The sequence below is a fragment of the Streptomyces sp. NBC_00726 genome (assembly GCF_045161735.1).
Lineage (GTDB): Bacteria > Actinomycetota > Actinomycetes > Streptomycetales > Streptomycetaceae > Streptomyces.
Genome location: NZ_CP108983.1, coordinates 850,592 through 865,561, shown reverse-complemented (window position 1 = coordinate 865,561; position 14,970 = coordinate 850,592). Strand labels below are relative to the sequence as shown.

General features: G+C 73.6%; 15 protein-coding genes. 8 read left to right on the top strand and 7 right to left on the bottom strand.

What is annotated here, in order from left to right; translation table 11 throughout:
• Positions 1-123 precede the first annotated feature (123 nt).
• From pheS to OG338_RS03735, 4 genes are all read left to right on the top strand, one after another.
• Entirely contained in the window at positions 124-1,251 is a 1,128-nt protein-coding gene (pheS, locus tag OG338_RS03750) for a phenylalanine--tRNA ligase subunit alpha (protein WP_405935950.1), read from the top strand.
• Positions 1,251-3,761, top strand: a complete 2,511-nt coding sequence (gene pheT, locus OG338_RS03745) for a phenylalanine--tRNA ligase subunit beta (RefSeq protein ID WP_405935949.1) — start codon at positions 1,251-1,253, stop codon at positions 3,759-3,761. Before pheS ends, pheT begins: the two co-directional genes overlap by 1 nt.
• Positions 3,762-4,070: 309 nt before the next feature.
• Entirely contained in the window at positions 4,071-5,423 is a 1,353-nt protein-coding gene (locus tag OG338_RS03740; RefSeq protein ID WP_405935948.1) for a transcriptional regulator, read from the top strand.
• A gap of 50 nt (positions 5,424-5,473) precedes the next feature.
• Positions 5,474-6,004, top strand: coding sequence for an NUDIX domain-containing protein (locus tag OG338_RS03735; RefSeq protein WP_405935947.1), 531 nt, complete (start codon positions 5,474-5,476; stop codon positions 6,002-6,004).
• Between the two features lie 55 nt (positions 6,005-6,059).
• On the opposite strand, the gene OG338_RS03730 is transcribed toward OG338_RS03735, so the two are convergent.
• Positions 6,060-6,920, bottom strand: a complete 861-nt coding sequence (locus tag OG338_RS03730; protein ID WP_405935946.1) for a 3-hydroxybutyryl-CoA dehydrogenase — start codon at positions 6,918-6,920, stop codon at positions 6,060-6,062.
• Positions 6,921-7,137: 217 nt separating this feature from the next.
• Here OG338_RS03730 and OG338_RS03725 point away from each other — a divergent pair, with 217 nt between their 5' ends.
• Positions 7,138-8,406 (top strand): glycoside hydrolase family 10 protein, encoded by a 1,269-nt coding sequence (locus OG338_RS03725; RefSeq protein WP_405935945.1) that lies wholly within the window; start codon positions 7,138-7,140, stop codon positions 8,404-8,406.
• Positions 8,407-8,409: 3 nt separating this feature from the next.
• Here the strand turns inward: OG338_RS03725 and OG338_RS03720 are convergent, their stop codons facing one another.
• Both OG338_RS03720 and OG338_RS03715 read right to left on the bottom strand, forming a co-directional pair.
• Positions 8,410-8,625, bottom strand: coding sequence for a DUF1918 domain-containing protein (locus OG338_RS03720; protein WP_018103803.1), 216 nt, complete (start codon positions 8,623-8,625; stop codon positions 8,410-8,412).
• 50 nt (positions 8,626-8,675) lie between these two features.
• Positions 8,676-9,632, bottom strand: coding sequence for a DMT family transporter (locus OG338_RS03715; protein WP_405935944.1), 957 nt, complete (start codon positions 9,630-9,632; stop codon positions 8,676-8,678).
• Here OG338_RS03715 and OG338_RS03710 point away from each other — a divergent pair.
• Together OG338_RS03710 and OG338_RS03705 are read left to right on the top strand one after the other, a co-directional pair.
• Positions 9,631-11,100 (top strand): PLP-dependent aminotransferase family protein, encoded by a 1,470-nt coding sequence (locus OG338_RS03710; RefSeq protein ID WP_405935943.1) that lies wholly within the window; start codon positions 9,631-9,633, stop codon positions 11,098-11,100. The two genes, OG338_RS03715 and OG338_RS03710, sit on opposite strands and share 2 nt — an antisense overlap.
• A 54-nt stretch (positions 11,101-11,154) precedes the next feature.
• Entirely contained in the window at positions 11,155-11,718 is a 564-nt protein-coding gene (locus tag OG338_RS03705) for a histidine phosphatase family protein (protein WP_405935942.1), read from the top strand.
• A gap of 14 nt (positions 11,719-11,732) precedes the next feature.
• On the opposite strand, the gene OG338_RS03700 is transcribed toward OG338_RS03705, so the two are convergent.
• The 4 genes from OG338_RS03700 to OG338_RS03685 form a co-directional block, all read right to left on the bottom strand.
• Positions 11,733-12,476, bottom strand: a complete 744-nt coding sequence (locus tag OG338_RS03700; RefSeq protein WP_405935941.1) for a Clp protease N-terminal domain-containing protein — start codon at positions 12,474-12,476, stop codon at positions 11,733-11,735.
• Positions 12,477-12,604: 128 nt separating this feature from the next.
• The gene (locus tag OG338_RS03695; RefSeq protein WP_405935940.1) at positions 12,605-13,102 is read right to left on the bottom strand and encodes a peptidylprolyl isomerase; all 498 of its coding nucleotides are present in this window, start codon (positions 13,100-13,102) and stop codon (positions 12,605-12,607) included.
• 45 nt (positions 13,103-13,147) lie between these two features.
• On the bottom strand, positions 13,148-13,660 hold the full coding sequence (locus OG338_RS03690) for a DinB family protein (RefSeq protein ID WP_405935939.1): 513 nt from the start codon (positions 13,658-13,660) through the stop codon (positions 13,148-13,150).
• 39 nt (positions 13,661-13,699) lie between these two features.
• Positions 13,700-14,506, bottom strand: coding sequence for a LysR family substrate-binding domain-containing protein (locus OG338_RS03685; protein WP_405935938.1), 807 nt, complete (start codon positions 14,504-14,506; stop codon positions 13,700-13,702).
• A 58-nt stretch (positions 14,507-14,564) separates the two neighbouring features.
• Here OG338_RS03685 and OG338_RS03680 point away from each other — a divergent pair, with 58 nt between their 5' ends.
• A complete protein-coding gene (locus OG338_RS03680; RefSeq protein WP_405935937.1) occupies positions 14,565-14,969 on the top strand; it encodes a DUF5997 family protein in 405 nt (134 codons plus the stop codon).
• Position 14,970: the final 1 nt, after the last annotated feature.

Below are 14,970 nucleotides of genomic sequence, written 5' to 3'. Positions count from 1 at the left end.
CCCGCGCCCCTTAGACTCGACCCTTGGCACCTTTGCGTCCTCCGGTCTTCGAGCGAGGTCACGGGGGTCCGGGAGTATCCCCCGGCAAGCGCAGCACTCAGCCAATCGGAAGTACGGGAAGAGATGTCGGCACCGAACAAGTCGTACGACCCAGTCGAGGTCGAGGCACTGAAACCGGAAGAGATCGAGCGCATCCGGGACGAGGCGCTCGCCGCCTTCGCCGCCGCGGGTGACCTCGAAGCGCTCGCCCACGCGAAGACGGCGCACACCGGCGGCACCTCGCCGCTGTCGCTCGCCAACCGCGAGATCGGCGCACTGCCCCCGCAGGCCAAGGCCGAGGCCGGCAAGCGCGTCGGCCAGGCCCGCGCCGCCGTCGGCCGCGCCCTCGCGGCCCGCCAGACGGAGCTGGAGGCTGAGCGTGACGCCCGCGTGCTGGTCGAGGAGGCGGTGGACGTCACCCTGCCCTACGACCGCACCCCGGCCGGCGCACGCCACCCGCTGACGACCTTCATGGAGCGCGTCGCCGACGTCTTCGTGGCCATGGGCTACGAGATCGCCGAGGGCCCCGAGGCCGAGGCCGAGTGGTTCAACTTCGACGCCCTCAACTTCGTGCCCGACCACCCGGCCCGGCAGATGCAGGACACCTTCTTCGTCCAGGGCCCCGACGGCGCGAAGAACGACGAGTCCGGTGTCGTGCTGCGTACGCACACCTCCCCGGTCCAGGCCCGCACCCTGCTCGACCGCGAGCCCCCGGTCTACGTCGTCTGCCCCGGCCGCGTCTACCGCACCGACGAGCTCGACGCCACGCACACCCCGGTCTTCCACCAGATCGAGCTGCTCGCCGTGGACGAGGGCCTGACCATGGCCGATCTGAAGGGCACCCTCGACCACATGGTCCAGGCGCTCTTCGGCCCGGACATGAAGACCCGGCTGCGGCCGAACTTCTTCCCGTTCACCGAGCCGTCCGCCGAGATGGACATGGTCTGCTACGTCTGCCGCGGCGCCTCCGTCGGCAACCCGGACCGCCCCTGCCGCACCTGCGGCAGCGAGGGCTGGATCGAGCTCGGCGGCTGCGGCATGGTCAACCCCAAGGTGCTCACCGCCTGCGGCGTCGACCCCCAGAAGTACAGCGGATTCGCCTTCGGGTTCGGCATCGAACGGATGCTGATGTTCCGCCACAACGTCGAAGACATGCGAGACATGGTCGAAGGTGACGTCCGGTTCACCCGGCCCTTCGGGATGGAGATCTGATGCGCGTCCCGCTTTCCTGGCTGCGGGAATACGTCGACCTGCCGGCCACCGAGACCGGCCGCGATGTGCAGGCCAAGCTGGTCGCCGTCGGCCTGGAGGTCGAGACGGTCGAGCAGACCGGCGCCGGCCTCACCGGCCCGCTGGTCGTCGGACAGGTGCTGACCATCGAGGAGCTGGAGGGCTTCAAGAAGCCGATCCGCTTCTGCACGGTCGACGTCGGCTCGGCCAACGGCACCGGCGCGCCGCAGGAGATCGTCTGCGGCGCCCGTAACTTCGCCGTCGGCGACAAGGTCGTCGTGGTCCTGCCCGGCGCCGTGCTCCCCGGCGACTTCGCGATCGCCGCCCGCAAGACGTACGGCAAGACCTCGCACGGCATGATCTGCTCCGCCGACGAACTCGGCATGGGCGACGACGGCACCCACGGCATCATCGTGCTCCCGCCCGAGTACGAGGTCGGCACCGACGCGATCGAGCTCCTGGAGCTCCGCGACGAGATCCTGGACATCGCCGTCACGCCCGACCGCGGCTACTGCCTGTCCATGCGCGGCGTCGCCCGCGAGACCGCCACCGCCTACGGCCTGCCGCTGCGCGACCCGGCGCTCCTGGACGTGCCCGCGCCCAACGCGTACGGCTACCCGGTCAAGGTCTCCGACCCGGCCGGCTGCTCCCGCTTCACCGCGCGCACCGTCACCGGACTCCAGCCCGAGGCCCGTACCCCGATCTGGATGCAGCGCCGGCTCCAGAAGGCGGGCATGCGGCCGATCTCGCTCGCCGTCGACGTCACCAACTACGTGATGCTCGAACTGGGCCAGCCGCTGCACGCCTACGACCGGTCCCGCATCGACGGCCCGATCGGCGTCCGCCGTGCCGAGCAGGGCGAGAAGCTCACCACGCTCGACGGCGCGGTCCGGGTCCTGGACTCCGGCGACCTCGTCATCACCGACAACCGCGGCCCCATCGGCCTCGCGGGCGTCATGGGCGGAGCCGACACGGAGATCGCCGACGCGGCCGAGGGCGCGCACACCGCCGAGGTCGTCATCGAGGCCGCGCACTTCGACGCGATCTCGATCGCCCGCACCGCGCGCCGCCACAAGCTGCCCTCCGAGGCGTCCAAGCGCTTCGAGCGCGGCGTCGACCCGCAGGCCGCCGCCGCTGCCGCGCAGCGCACCGTCGACCTGCTGGTCCTCCTGGCCGGCGGCACCGCCGAGGCGGGCGTCACCGAGGTCACCGCCCCGTCCGCGCCCCGCACCATCACGATGCCGGCCGACCACCCCGACAAGGTCGCCGGTGTCGCCTACGGCCGCGAGACCGTGGTCCGCCGCCTCCAGGAGGTCGGCTGCGACGTCTACGGGCAGGACGAGCTCCTGGTCACCACGCCGTCCTGGCGCCCCGACCTCACCGAGCCCAACGACCTGGCCGAAGAGGTCATCCGCCTGGAGGGCTACGAGAACCTGCCCTCCACCCTCCCGACGCCGCCCTCCGGCCGCGGCCTCACCGACCGTCAGCGGCTGCACCGCCGCGTCGGCCGGGCCCTCGTGGGCGCGGGCTACGTCGAGGCGCTGAACTACCCGTTCATCGGCGAGGCGGTCCTCGACCAGCTCGGCCTGGAGGCGGACGACGCCCGCCGCCGCACGGTCAAGCTCGTCAACCCGCTCTCCGACGAGGAGCCCTCGCTGCGAACCACGCTGCTGCCGGGCCTCCTCGGCGCACTGCGGCGCAACGACGGCCGCGGCAGCCACGACCTCGCACTCTTCGAGACCGGCCTCGTCTTCAGGCCGACGGGCGACGAGACCAAGCCCGTCCGGCTGCCCGTCGACCGGCGCCCCTCGGAGCAGGACATCGCCTCGCTCGACGCCGCGCTGCCGCGCCAGCCGCGCTGCGCCGCCGTCGTGCTGGCCGGCGCCCGCGAGCAGGCCGGCTGGTGGGGCAAGGGCCGCCCGGCCGACTGGGCGGACTCCGTCGAGGCCGCGCGTACCATCGCCCGCGAGGCCGGGGTCGAGGTCACCGTCCGCGCCGACCGGCACGCCCCCTGGCACCCGGGCCGCTGCGCCGCGCTGTATGTGACCGTGGCCGGCGAGGAGACCCTGTTCGGGCACGCGGGCGAGCTGCACCCGCGCGTCATCAAGGAGCTCCACCTGCCCGAGCGCACCTGCGCCATGGAGGTCGACCTCGACATCCTGGAGCAGGCCGTCGACGGCGTGCTGCGGGCCCCGCGGATCTCCGCCTTCCCGGTGGCGACCCAGGACGTCGCGCTGGTCGTCGGCCAGGACGTGCCCGCCGCCGACGTGGAGCGCGCGCTCCGCGAGGGCGCGGGCGAACTCCTGGAGTCGCTGCGGCTGTTCGACGTCTTCACGGGCGAGCAGATCGGCGCGGGCAACAAGTCCCTGGCGTACGCGCTGCGCTTCCGCGCCGCCGACCGCACCCTGACGGTCGACGAGGCGAGCGCCGCCCGTGACGCGGCGGTGGCCCTGGCCGCCGAACGTACGGGCGCGGTGCTGCGCGGAGCGTAGGACCACCCCGCTGTACGGAGGAGGGGCGCATCCGGCCACCGGATGCGCCCCTCCTGTGTGCTCGCCGTCCGCCCCCGCCGTGGAGTGTCGGGCAGGCCGGCGGGTGGACTGCGCGGATGCGGGCCGTCCTGCTGTACGAGGGGGAGCAGACGGCCCGTCCGCGCCCTGCGAGGGGAATCATTCAAGCGAGCCCGGGGCCGCTCCGGCAGCGTGCGCGGCGGGACGGTTCGGGCATTCCGTTCACACCCCGTGTGAATCGTGCTCCACTGGGGCGACACGTCCTGGCGTGCCGAACCACCGGAGGGGGACATGGGGCCAAGGGAGCCCAACACCGCGCTGGAGGCCCTGATCGAGGAGGCCGGCGTCTCCCGGGCGGGACTGGCCGCCCATGTGAACCGGGCCGGCCGTGCGCGCGGTCTCGGACTGCGTTACGAACACACCGCCGTCGCCCGCTGGCTGAAGGGCCAGCGCCCGCGCGGCCAGGTGCCCGACCTGATCTGCGAGGTGCTGGGAAACCGCCTGCGCCGGGCCGTTTCGCTGGACGACATCGGCATGGCGGCCCCTGACGCCGGCCGCCCGCCCGTCCAGGGCTCCTCGCTCACCGGCTTCGTGGACCGGGCCACCGCGGTGTGGCGCTGCGACGCCCGGCAGCGCCCGCACGTCGTCGCCGCCCCGGCCGTCACCGGGACCGGTGCCGTGATGCCCGTCTGGGAGTGGGAGAACCCGCCGGAGGACGCCGATGTGTCGCGGGCCGGGCCGCCCCGGGTCGGCGCGGCCGACCTGGCAACACTGCGGGCCGCCCGTGACCACTACGAACTGATGTACCGAAGGGCGGGCGGGATCGCCACGCGGGCACGTGTCGTCGGCTTCCTCAACGCCGGGGCCGCCCCGCTGCTGCGCGGCGGCTACAGCGATGCGACGGGCCGTCAGCTGCACCGCGCGACGGGCGCGCTGGTGGCCGTCGCGGGCATCTGCGCCTACGACTCCGACGCGCACGGCCTGGCGCAGCGCTACTTCCACCAGGCGCTGCGGCTGGCCAAGGCGAGCGGGGACCGGGCGCTCGGCGGCTATGTGATCGCGCTGCTGGTCAACCAGTCGCTGTTCCTCGCCGAGTTCCGCCAGTCCGTCGCCTTCGCGGAAGCGGCCCTGCGCGCGGCCGGCCGCGATATCACGCCCGCGCTCGCCGCCGACCTGCACGCGATGCAGGCCAAGGCGTACGCGCGGCTCGGCGACCGGGCGGGCGCGCTGGCGTGCATCGGCCGCGCCGAGTCGGAGGCCGCCCGCATCCGGCCGGGCCGGGAGCCGGACGAGACCGGCTATGTGCAGCCGGGCCTTGTCGATGTGCAGGTGGCGGAGGCGCTGCTGAGCCTCGGGGACCTGCCGGCGGCCCGGGAGCACGCGGTCGCCGCGGTCCGGACCCCCGCGCACGACCGGGGCCGGGTCCACCGCCTCGCCATGCTCACCACGGTCGAGCTGCGCCTGGGCGAGGCGGACCGGGCCGCGGCCACGGCGGTCGAGATGGCGGACCGGGCCCGGGGCATGGAGTCGCAGCGGCTGCGCGACCGGCTGCGCGCGGTCCGCGCGGAGCTGGCCGCCAGCGGGAGCGCCGACGCGGAACGGGCCGCCGAGCGCGTGGAGGGGGCGCTGCGCGTACCGCTGTGAGCCGAAGTCTGCTGCGATACCGCCACCAACGATCGAAAGGCGGCAGAACCGTGCAGTGGACGAACCTGAACGAACAACCCGTGTATGAGAACCCGTGGTTCCGGGTCAATCTGGCCGATGTCGAGCTGCCCGACGGCGGCCGGCTCGACCACTTCGTGATCCGGCTGCGCCCGGTGGCGGCGGCCACCGTCGTCAACGCGGCGAACGAGGTGCTGCTGCTGTGGCGGCACCGCTTCATCACCGACAGCTGGGGCTGGGAGCTGGCGGCGGGCGTGGTGGAGGACGGCGAGTCCCTGCCGGCGGCGGCCGCCCGCGAGATGGAGGAGGAGACCGGCTGGCGCCCCGGCCCCCTCCACCCGCTCCTGACCGTGGAACCGTCCAACGGCCTCACCGACGCCCGGCACCACTTCTACTGGTCCGAGGAGGCGCACTGGACCGGCGAGCCGCGCGACGCCTTCGAGTCCTCACGCCGCGAGTGGGTCCCCCTGAAGCTGGTCCCGGACCTGATGGCCGCCGGCGAGATCCCGGCGGCGGGCATGGCGGCCGCCCTGCTGATGCTGCACCACTTACGACAGGGCTGAGCCGGACCCGTACGCGCGAGGGCGCCGCGGCCCCCGCGCGTACGGCCCCGGACCGTCAGCCGTACGGGTAGAACCCCGACCCCGACTTCCGGCCCAGCCGGCCCGCGTCCACCATCCGCTGGAGCAGCGGGGGAGCGGCGTACAGCGGCTCCTTGTACTCGGCGTACATCGAGTCGGCGACCGAGGCGACCGTGTCCAGGCCGATGAGGTCCGCGAGCTTGAGCGGGCCCATCGGGTGGGCGCAGCCCATCTCCATGCCGTTGTCGATGTCCTCGCGGCTGGCGATGCCCGACTCGAACATCCGGATCGCCGAGAGGAGGTACGGGATCAGCAGCGCGTTGACGACGAAGCCGGAGCGGTCCTGGGCGCGGATGGGGTGCTTGCCCAGTATGTCCTGGACCATGGCCTCCGAGCGTTTGATCGTCTCGTCCGAGGTGGTCAGCGCGGGGATCAGCTCCACCAGCTTCTGCACCGGCGCCGGGTTGAAGAAGTGGATGCCGATGACCTGGTCCGGGCGGGAGGTCGCGACGGCCAGCTTCACCAGCGGGATCGAGGAGGTGTTGGAGGCCAGGATCGCGTCCGGGCGGGTCACCACCTGGTCGAGCACCTGGAAGATCTCGGTCTTGACCTGCTCGTTCTCCACGACGGCCTCGATGACGAGGTCGCGGTCGGCGAATTCGCCGAGGTCCGTGGTGAAGGTGAGCCGGGCCAGGGTCTCGTCGCGCTCCGCCGCCGTGATCTTGCCGCGCTCGGCGGCCTTCGACAGGGAGTTGTGGAGCCGGGTCCGGCCGATCTCCAGCGCCTCGCCGGTCGTCTCGGCCACCTTGACGTCGAGGCCGCTGCGCGCGCAGACCTCCGCGATGCCGGCGCCCATCTGGCCGCAGCCCACCACTCCGACGCGTGCAATGTCGGCCATAGAGTCCGTCACCTCGTGCCTTTCGCTGTTCCCGTTCGGCGGCTTCCGTCTGGTTCCGGGGTCCACCACGACTCCCCGACGTTACTCCGCGCCTTACCGGGGATAGCAGGCCGGGGCGGGCATGCTCGGCTCTGGACACCCCCTGTGCCCGGAATGCGGGGATACGGCAGGGCTTCGACGTGTACGGAGAGAGAGCGGGTGCGACGCGATGCGAGGTATGGCCCGGAGAGGGTTCGTCACGGGTGCGGCCGGGACGGTCGCCGGGGTGGTGGGCGCGGCGACGGTGGCCGGTGACGCGGCCGCGCGGCCCCGGCGGGCGCGGGGGTGGCCGGGGGCCCCTGCCGGGCGCGATGTGGTGCGGCGCGAGCTGCGCGGCGTGTGGGTGGCGACCGTCGCCAACACGGACTGGCCGTCGAGGCCGGGCCTGTCCGCCGCCGCGCAGCGGGACGAGCTGACCGCCCTGCTCGACCGGGCGGTGGCGCGGAAGCTGAACGCGGTGATCCTCCAGGTCCGCCCGACCGCCGACGCGCTGTGGCCCTCGGCGTACGAGCCGTGGGCCGAGTGCCTGACCGGGACGCAGGGCAAGGACCCCGGCTGGGACCCGCTGGACACCGCCGTCCGGGAGGCGCACGACCGGGGCCTGGAGCTGCACGCCTGGTTCAACCCGTACCGGGTCGCCAATCACACCGACCCGTCCCGGCTGACCGCCGCCCACCCCGCGCGCCGCAATCCCGGCTGGGTGCTCCCGTACGGCGGCAAGCTCTACTACAACCCGGGCCTGCCGGAGGTCCGGGCCTTCGTCCTGGACGCGATGCTCGACGCGGTCCGCCGCTACGACATCGACGCGGTGCACTGGGACGACTACTTCTACCCGTATCCGGTGGCCGGCCAGAGCTTCGCGGACGGCGCCGCCTACGAGAAGTACGGCGCCGGCTTCCCGGACCGGGCGGCCTGGCGCCGCGACAACACGGACCGGCTGGTGCGCGAGATGTCCGAGCGCGTCAAGGCGCTGAAGCCCGGCGTCCGCTTCGGTATCAGCCCCTTCGGCGTCTGGCGCAACGCGGACACGGACCCGACGGGCTCGCGGACGCGGGCGGGGGTGCAGACGTACGACGATCTGTACGCGGACACCCGCGGCTGGATCAGGAAGGGCTGGCTGGACTACATCGTCCCGCAGCTGTACTGGCACATCGGCAACGCCGCCGCCGACTACGCCGAGCTCGTGCCGTGGTGGTCCGACACGGTACGCGGGACGGGCGTCGACCTGTTCATCGGCGAGGCGCTGTACAAGTGCGGCGACCCGGCCCAGCCCGCCGCCTGGCAGGACCCGGCGGAGCTGTCCCGCCACATCGACCTCGCGGCCCGCCACGACCAGGTCCGCGGGCACGCGTACTTCTCGGCGAAGAGCGTGGCGGCGGACCGGATCGGCGCGATGGACCGGCTGGTCGCCGACCACTACCGGTCACGCGCGCGGCCGCCGCGCTGAGGGTTACGTGATGTCCGCGTCCCGGCCCGCCGCGCAGCCCGTGTGCTGGACGACGGTGTCGGGGCCCGGTGCGAGCAGATGTTCGTGTCCGTCGTCGAAGCGGACGCGGTACGGGGGAGTGCCCCGGTCTCCGAGCACTTCCACGATCTCCGCGACCCGGTCGTGCTGCCCCACGGTCCTGCCGTGCGTCAGCAGCCGGTCGCCCTTGTGTGCCTCCATGGGGGAGTGACCTCCTCGGGGTGGCGTTGCGTGCCGTGCTGCTGACCAGTCTAGGACCGGGTGCGCGTCGCGCGCTGGGTGAGCGCGATGCAGACCAGGACCGCGACGGCCGCCGCCGGGGCCGCCGCCGCGACCTCCTCGCCGAGCAGGAAGAACGACCAGCACAGCGTCAGCAGCGGCTGTGCGAGCTGGAGCTGGCTGGCCCGGGCGACCCCGATCTCGGCCATGCCCCGGTACCAGACGTACAGCCCGAGGAACGTGGAGCCGGCCGCCACCCAGACAAGACCGGCGACCCCGTGCGCGCCGAGCCGCACCGGCTCGTACGCCAGCGCGACGGCGGCGCCCGCCAGGTTGAGCGGCAGGGTGAGGATCAGCGCCCAGCCGGTCACCTGCCAGCCCGGCAGCACCTTCGCCAGCCTGCCGCCCTCCGTGTACCCGGCCGCGCACACCAGGAGCGCGCCGAACAGGAAGAGGTCCCCGGCCGACAGCGCCCCGCCGCTCTGCGCCACGGTGAAGGCGATCACCACGGCCGCCCCGGCCACCGCCGCCGCCCAGAAGGCGCGGGGCGGGCGCGCCCCGGTCCGCAGCGAGGAGAAGACCGCCGTGGTCAGCGGGAGCAGCCCCACGACCACCGCGGCGTGCGAGGTCGTGGACGTCCGCAGCGCCAGCGTCGTCAGCAGCGGGAAGCCGACGACCACCCCGCCGGCCACGACGGCGAGCCCCGCCCAGTGCTCCCGGGCCGGCACCCGCACCCGGGCCGCGAGCAGGAAACCGCCGGACAGCACCGCCGCGAGCAGGCCGCGCAGCGCGACCAGGGACCAGGGGCCGAAGCTCTCCAGGCCCCAGGCGGTGGAGGGGAAGGTCAGCGAGAACGTCACCACGCCCAGCAGCGCGAGCAGCGTGCCCCGGCGGGCCGGGGCGGCGGCCGGAGCGGACGGGTGCGGGCTGTCCTCGACGGGGGCGACCGCTATCGTGTTCGGCGCAGTAGCGCTACTCTCTGCTCTCATGTATGAGCGTAGCAGTGTGACAGAACTGGTCACAGCTCTGCGGTCCGAGCTGGACCGCTACTCCCCGGGTGAGAAGCTGCCGTCCAGCCGGGCCCTGGTCGAGCGCTTCCGGGCGAGCCCCGTGACCGTGTCGCGGGCCGTCGCCCAGCTCGCCGCCGAAGGGCTCGTGGTGACCCGCCCGGGCTCCGGCGCCTACCGGGCGCAGCCGGCCGCCCGTCCGGCGCCCCCGGCCGGTGACACCTCCTGGCAGGAGGTCTCGCTCAGCGGCGACGGCTCCCCGGAGGCGGTGCCCCGCAGCGTCGACGCGTCCGGCCTCCTGGTCAGCCTCGTCCCCCCGCCCACCGGCGTCATCGAGCTCAACGGCGGCTATCTGCACGCCTCGCTCCAGCCCGAACGGGCCCTGGCCGCCGCCCTGGCCCGGGCCGGCCGCCGCCCGGGCGCGTGGAGCCGCCCGCCGGTCGACGGGCTCACCGAGCTGCGCGCCTGGTTCGCCCGCGACATCGGCCCCGCGCTCGGCGCCGCCGATGTGCTGATCACCGCGGGCGGGCAGAGCGCCCTGGCGACCGCGCTGCGCGCCCTCGCCCCGCCCGGCGCGCCCGTGCTGGTCGAGTCGCCGACCTACCCCGGCATGCTGGCGGCCGCCCGCGCGGCCGGGCTGCGGCCGGTGCCGGTCCCGGTGGACTCCGAGGGCGTCCGGCCCGATCTGCTGGCGGCCGCCTTCCGGGCGACCGGGGCCCGGGTCTTCGTCTGCCAGCCGCTGTTCCAGAACCCGACGGGCACGGTGCTCTCGCCGGCCCGGCGCCCCGAGGTCGTCCGGATCGCCCGGGAGGCGGGGGCCTTCGTCATCGAGGACGACTTCGCCCGCCTCCTCGCGCACGACGACGCGGGCCCGCTCCCGGCGCCGCTGGCCGCCGACGACCCGGACGGCGTCGTCGTCCACATCCGCTCGCTCACCAAGGCCGCCTCGCCCAGCCTGCGGGTCGGCGCGCTGGCCGCCCGGGGCCCGGCCCTGGAGCGGCTGCGCTCCATCCAGGTGGTGGACAGCTTCTTCGTGCCCCGGCCGCTCCAGGAGGCCGCGCTCGAACTGGTCGGCTCGCCCGCCTGGGCCCGCCACCTGCGCGCCGTGTCCGCCGGGCTGGGCGCCCGCCGCACGGCGATGACGGCGGCGCTGCGGACGGCCCTGCCGGGCCTCGGCCTCCCGCACATCCCGTCCGGCGGCGGCTATCTCTGGCTGACCCTGCCCGGCTCCGATGCGGGCACGGGCGAGTCCGCGATGGTCCAGGAGGCCCTGCGCGCGGGCGTGGCCGTCGCGCCGGGGCGCCCGTACTTCTCCGCCGAGCCCCCGGCCCCGCACATCCGCCTGAGCTTCGCCTCGGTCGCCGGACCGCCGGAGATCACGGAGGGCGTACGCCGGCTGCGTACGGCCTGGGAGGGTACGCCCGCCGCCCTGATCCCTACTCGGGCGTAGGAGTGCGCGAACGACCCCTTGACCCGCGTCGCGATCCGCCTCACGATCGCGGCCATGAGTGTTCGGGTCACGCTCCTCGCCGCGGCGCGCGGCTCCGCCCTGCTCGGCGAGCGCTTCGACGACGAACGGCCGCTCGACGAGGCCGGCTGGTACGCGGTGCAGTTCGCCGCCCCGGCCCTGGCACCGCTGGCCGCCGCCGAGCTGCGCTACTGCTCACCGACTCCGCGCAGCCGCGCCACCGGTGAGGCGCTGGGCTTCCACCCGCTCGTCCAGCCCGCACTGCGCGACTGCGACATGGGACGCTGGCGGGGCCGTACGCTCGCCGAGGTCACCGCCCGGGAACCGGCGGCCGTGGACGCCTGGCTGGCCGACCCGCGCTCCGCGCCGCACGGCGGCGAACCGCTGCTGGCGTTCATCTCACGGATAGGCGGCTGGCTGGACACCCGCCCCGCCTGCGACGGCGCGATCGTCGCCGTCGCAGAACCCGCCGTCGTCCGGGCGGCCCTCGTCTATGCGCTGAAGGCCCCGCCGTCCACGTACTGGAACGTCGACGTCGGCCCGCTCTCCACCGTCACTCTCACCGGCCGCTCCCGCCGCTGGAGCCTGCGCCTGGAGTAGCGGGGGCCGCCCCGCTACGGCGCCTGCTTTCCCGCCGTGAGGATCGACAGCGCCTCGGCGATGGCCCGCTCGGCGGCCGCCTTGTCGATGCCGAGGCCGCTGAGCACGCCGGAGCCGTCCTCGTGCTCCAGCAGGGCGAGCAGGATGTGCTCGGTGCCGATGTAGTTGTGCCCCATCCGCAGGGCCTCGCGGAAGGTGAGCTCCAGCGCCTTGCGCGCGTCTCCGTTGTACGGGATCAGTTCGGGGAGCTCGCCCTCGGCGGCCGGGGGCAGCGCCTCGGTGGCCGCCTGCCGGACGGAGTCCAGGACCACGCCCTGGGCCTTGATGAACGCGGCCGCGAGGGCTTCGGGCTCGCTGAGCAGGCCGAGGACGAGGTGTTCGGTGCCGATCTCGGGGTTGCCGGCGGCCCGGGCCTCGTTCTGGGCGGCCATCACCACGTTCTTGGCGCGCTGCGTGAAGCGGCCGAAGCCCTGGCTCGGGTCGAGGGCGGTGCCCTCGCCGGGGTCCTTGGCGACGAAGCGCTTCTGGGCGGCCTGCCGGGTCACGCCCATGCTCTTGCCGATGTCGGTCCAGGAGGCGCCGGAGCGGCGCGCCTGGTCCACGAAGTGGCCGATCAGATGGTCGGCGACGTCGCCGAGGTGGTCGGCGGCGATGACGGCGTCCTGGAGCTGGTCCAGGGCGTCGGAGTGCACCTTCTTGATGGCCGCGATCAGGTCGTCCAGACGGACGGGCTGCGACGGCGTTACGGGATTCGTCATGTGTCAACCGTAAGTTGACAGCCGCCAGGTGTCAACCGATGGTTGACAGTGAACGTGTTTCCGAATGCGGAAACGCGCCGCCCGACGGGAGACGTCGGACGGCGCGTTCGGTCAGCCGGGAACCGGGATCAGAGGGTGCCGGAGTCCGCGATGGTGACCTTCGCCTGGGTGCGGCCGCTCTGCGAGCCGAGGCCCTCGATGCGCTTGACCAGGGCCATGCTGTCCTCGTCGGCGACCTCGCCGAAGACGACGTGCTTGCCGTCCAGCCAGGACGTCACGATCGTGGTGACGAAGAACTGCGAACCGTTCGTGTTCGGACCGGCGTTGGCCATGGAGAGCAGGCCCGGCTTGGTGTGCGCCAGCTTGAAGTTCTCGTCGGCGAACTTCTCGCCGTAGATGCTCTTGCCGCCCGTGCCGTCGCCGCGCGTGAAGTCGCCGCCCTGGAGCATGAACTGCGGGATGACCCGGTGGAAGGAGGAGCCCTTGTAACCGAAGCCGTTCTGGCCGGTCGCCAGCTGGCGGAAGTTCTCGGCGGTCTTGGGAACGATGTCGTCGAACAGATTGAAGACGATCCGCCCGGCGGGCGCGTCGTCGATGGTGATGTCGAAGAAAACCTGACTCGTCATACGACCATCCTGACATCCGCCCGGACCGCCCCGACGCCCGGCCCGTCAGACACCGGTGCTCCCGTCGATCCGCTCCCGGAGCAGATCGGCGTGACCGCAGTGGCGGGCGTACTCGCCGATCATGTGGTGGTAGATCCAGCGGAGCTTCACCTCGCCGCCCATGAAGGGCGCCGAGTCCTCCGGCGACCGCTCGGCGCAGACCGCGCGGCACACGGCGACCTCCGCCCGCCAGACCGCCAGCGCATCGGCGAACGTGGCGTCCCCGGCCAGGCCGAATCCTCCGGTGTGGACCCCCGGACCGGCCGGCGGGCCGTACAGCTGCGGCACGTCCGCACCGGTCAGGATGCGCCGGAACCAGTTCCGCTCGACCTCCGCGAGATGCTGGACCAGCCCCATCGGCGTCAGCGACGACGGCGGTACGGAGGCACCGCGCGCCTGCTCCTCGGTGAGGTCCGCGCACTTCTGGGCCAGGGTGGCCCGGTAGAAGTCGAGCCAGCTCTCCAGGCCGGTGCGCTCGTCGGCGTCGAGCGGCGGCATCGGGCGTTCGGTGTGCGTCATGCTCCCCGATGCTGCCAGGCGGGTCCGACAAAGGCCCGGTCACGGCCTCCGGCGAGGCTTCCCGCGCTTGGCGGCGGCGCCGCGAGCGCCCTTGGCGGTCCTGGAGCCACCGGAGCCACCCGCGCCGCCCCGGGAGCCCTTCCCCGACCCCGTACCGGAAGCGCGCCTGCCCTTGGCCCCGTCCTTGGCCCGGTCCTTGGTCTTCGCCTTCGGCTGAGCCGCGGGTGCCGCGCCCGCCCGGCCGCGCGAGCTGTTCACCGTACGGCCGCGGACGATGCCGATGAAGTCCTCCACCTGGTCGGTGGTCTTCTCCTGCGGCCAGGACAGCGCGACGCGCGACTCCGGCGCGTCCGTCAGCGTCCGGTACGTCAGGTCCTTGCGGTGATGCAGCCGGGCCAGCGACTGGGGGACCACGAGGACCCCGATTCCCGCCGCGACCAGTTCGATCGCGTCCCCCGTGGTCGCCGGCCGCTCCAGCGCGGGGCGGCCGGGCAGCCGCTCCCAGGGCAGGGCGTCGTCCATCGGGTGGAGCACGGTCTCGTCGGCCAGCTCCGCGACCGACAGCTCGTCCACCGCCGCGATCAGGTGGTCCTTGGGGACCACGACGACCGTGGTCTCCGTGTACAGCGGGATCGCGCTGAGATCCGTGCCCGCCACCGGCAGCCGGAGGAACGCCGCGTCGGCCTCACCGGCGCGCAGCAGCTCCTGGGCGCCGTGCGCGGGGACCTGGACGAGGGTGAGGGGGATGTCGGGCAGGCGCTCGTTCCATATCCGCACCCATTTGGCGGGGGTCACTCCGGGGACGTACGCCAGCCGGAACGAGGGGGTTGCTTCGGGGCCTGTCACCCCGCCAGGTTACCGGCCGTGGTCGAGGGCGCCGCACGCGCTGGATACCCTGGACCCCATGAAGTCCCACCAGACCGCCCAGACGATGAAGCCCGCGACCGCGGCGAAGAAGCTGGGTGTGTATCTCGACGCCACCCCCGCCGCATTCCAGGAGGGTGTCGTCTCGCGCGCCGAGCTGGCGGCCCTCCAGGCCGATCCGCCCCAGTGGCTGCGCGACCTGCGGAACAACGGCCCGCACCCCCGCCCGGTCGTCGCGTCCAAGCTGGGTGTCTCCATCTCGGGCCTGGCCCGCGGCGGGGTCACCGAGGCGCTGACCACCGAGCAGATCGACGCCCTGAAGCAGGACAACCCCGAGTGGCTCCGGAAGGAGCGCGCCACCCAGGCGGACGTCCGCAAGGAGAACATCCGCATCAAGGAGCGGAACGCCGAGCGCGAGGCCAAGGGCCGCGACGAGCGCGCCTGAC

Coding starts and splice junctions, on each gene's coding strand:
- pheS (WP_405935950.1), top strand. CDS start 124: ATGTCGGCACCGAACAAGTCGTACGACCCAGTCGAGGTCGAGGCACTG.
- pheT (WP_405935949.1), top strand. CDS start 1,251: ATGCGCGTCCCGCTTTCCTGGCTGCGGGAATACGTCGACCTGCCGGCC.
- OG338_RS03740 (WP_405935948.1), top strand. CDS start 4,071: ATGGGGCCAAGGGAGCCCAACACCGCGCTGGAGGCCCTGATCGAGGAG.
- OG338_RS03730 (WP_405935946.1), bottom strand. CDS start 6,920: ATGGCCGACATTGCACGCGTCGGAGTGGTGGGCTGCGGCCAGATGGGC.
- OG338_RS03725 (WP_405935945.1), top strand. CDS start 7,138: ATGGCCCGGAGAGGGTTCGTCACGGGTGCGGCCGGGACGGTCGCCGGG.
- OG338_RS03720 (WP_018103803.1), bottom strand. CDS start 8,625: ATGGAGGCACACAAGGGCGACCGGCTGCTGACGCACGGCAGGACCGTG.
- OG338_RS03710 (WP_405935943.1), top strand. CDS start 9,631: ATGTATGAGCGTAGCAGTGTGACAGAACTGGTCACAGCTCTGCGGTCC.
- OG338_RS03715 (WP_405935944.1), bottom strand. CDS start 9,632: ATGAGAGCAGAGAGTAGCGCTACTGCGCCGAACACGATAGCGGTCGCC.
- OG338_RS03705 (WP_405935942.1), top strand. CDS start 11,155: ATGAGTGTTCGGGTCACGCTCCTCGCCGCGGCGCGCGGCTCCGCCCTG.
- OG338_RS03700 (WP_405935941.1), bottom strand. CDS start 12,476: ATGACGAATCCCGTAACGCCGTCGCAGCCCGTCCGTCTGGACGACCTG.
- OG338_RS03695 (WP_405935940.1), bottom strand. CDS start 13,102: ATGACGAGTCAGGTTTTCTTCGACATCACCATCGACGACGCGCCCGCC.
- OG338_RS03690 (WP_405935939.1), bottom strand. CDS start 13,660: ATGACGCACACCGAACGCCCGATGCCGCCGCTCGACGCCGACGAGCGC.
- OG338_RS03680 (WP_405935937.1), top strand. CDS start 14,565: ATGAAGTCCCACCAGACCGCCCAGACGATGAAGCCCGCGACCGCGGCG.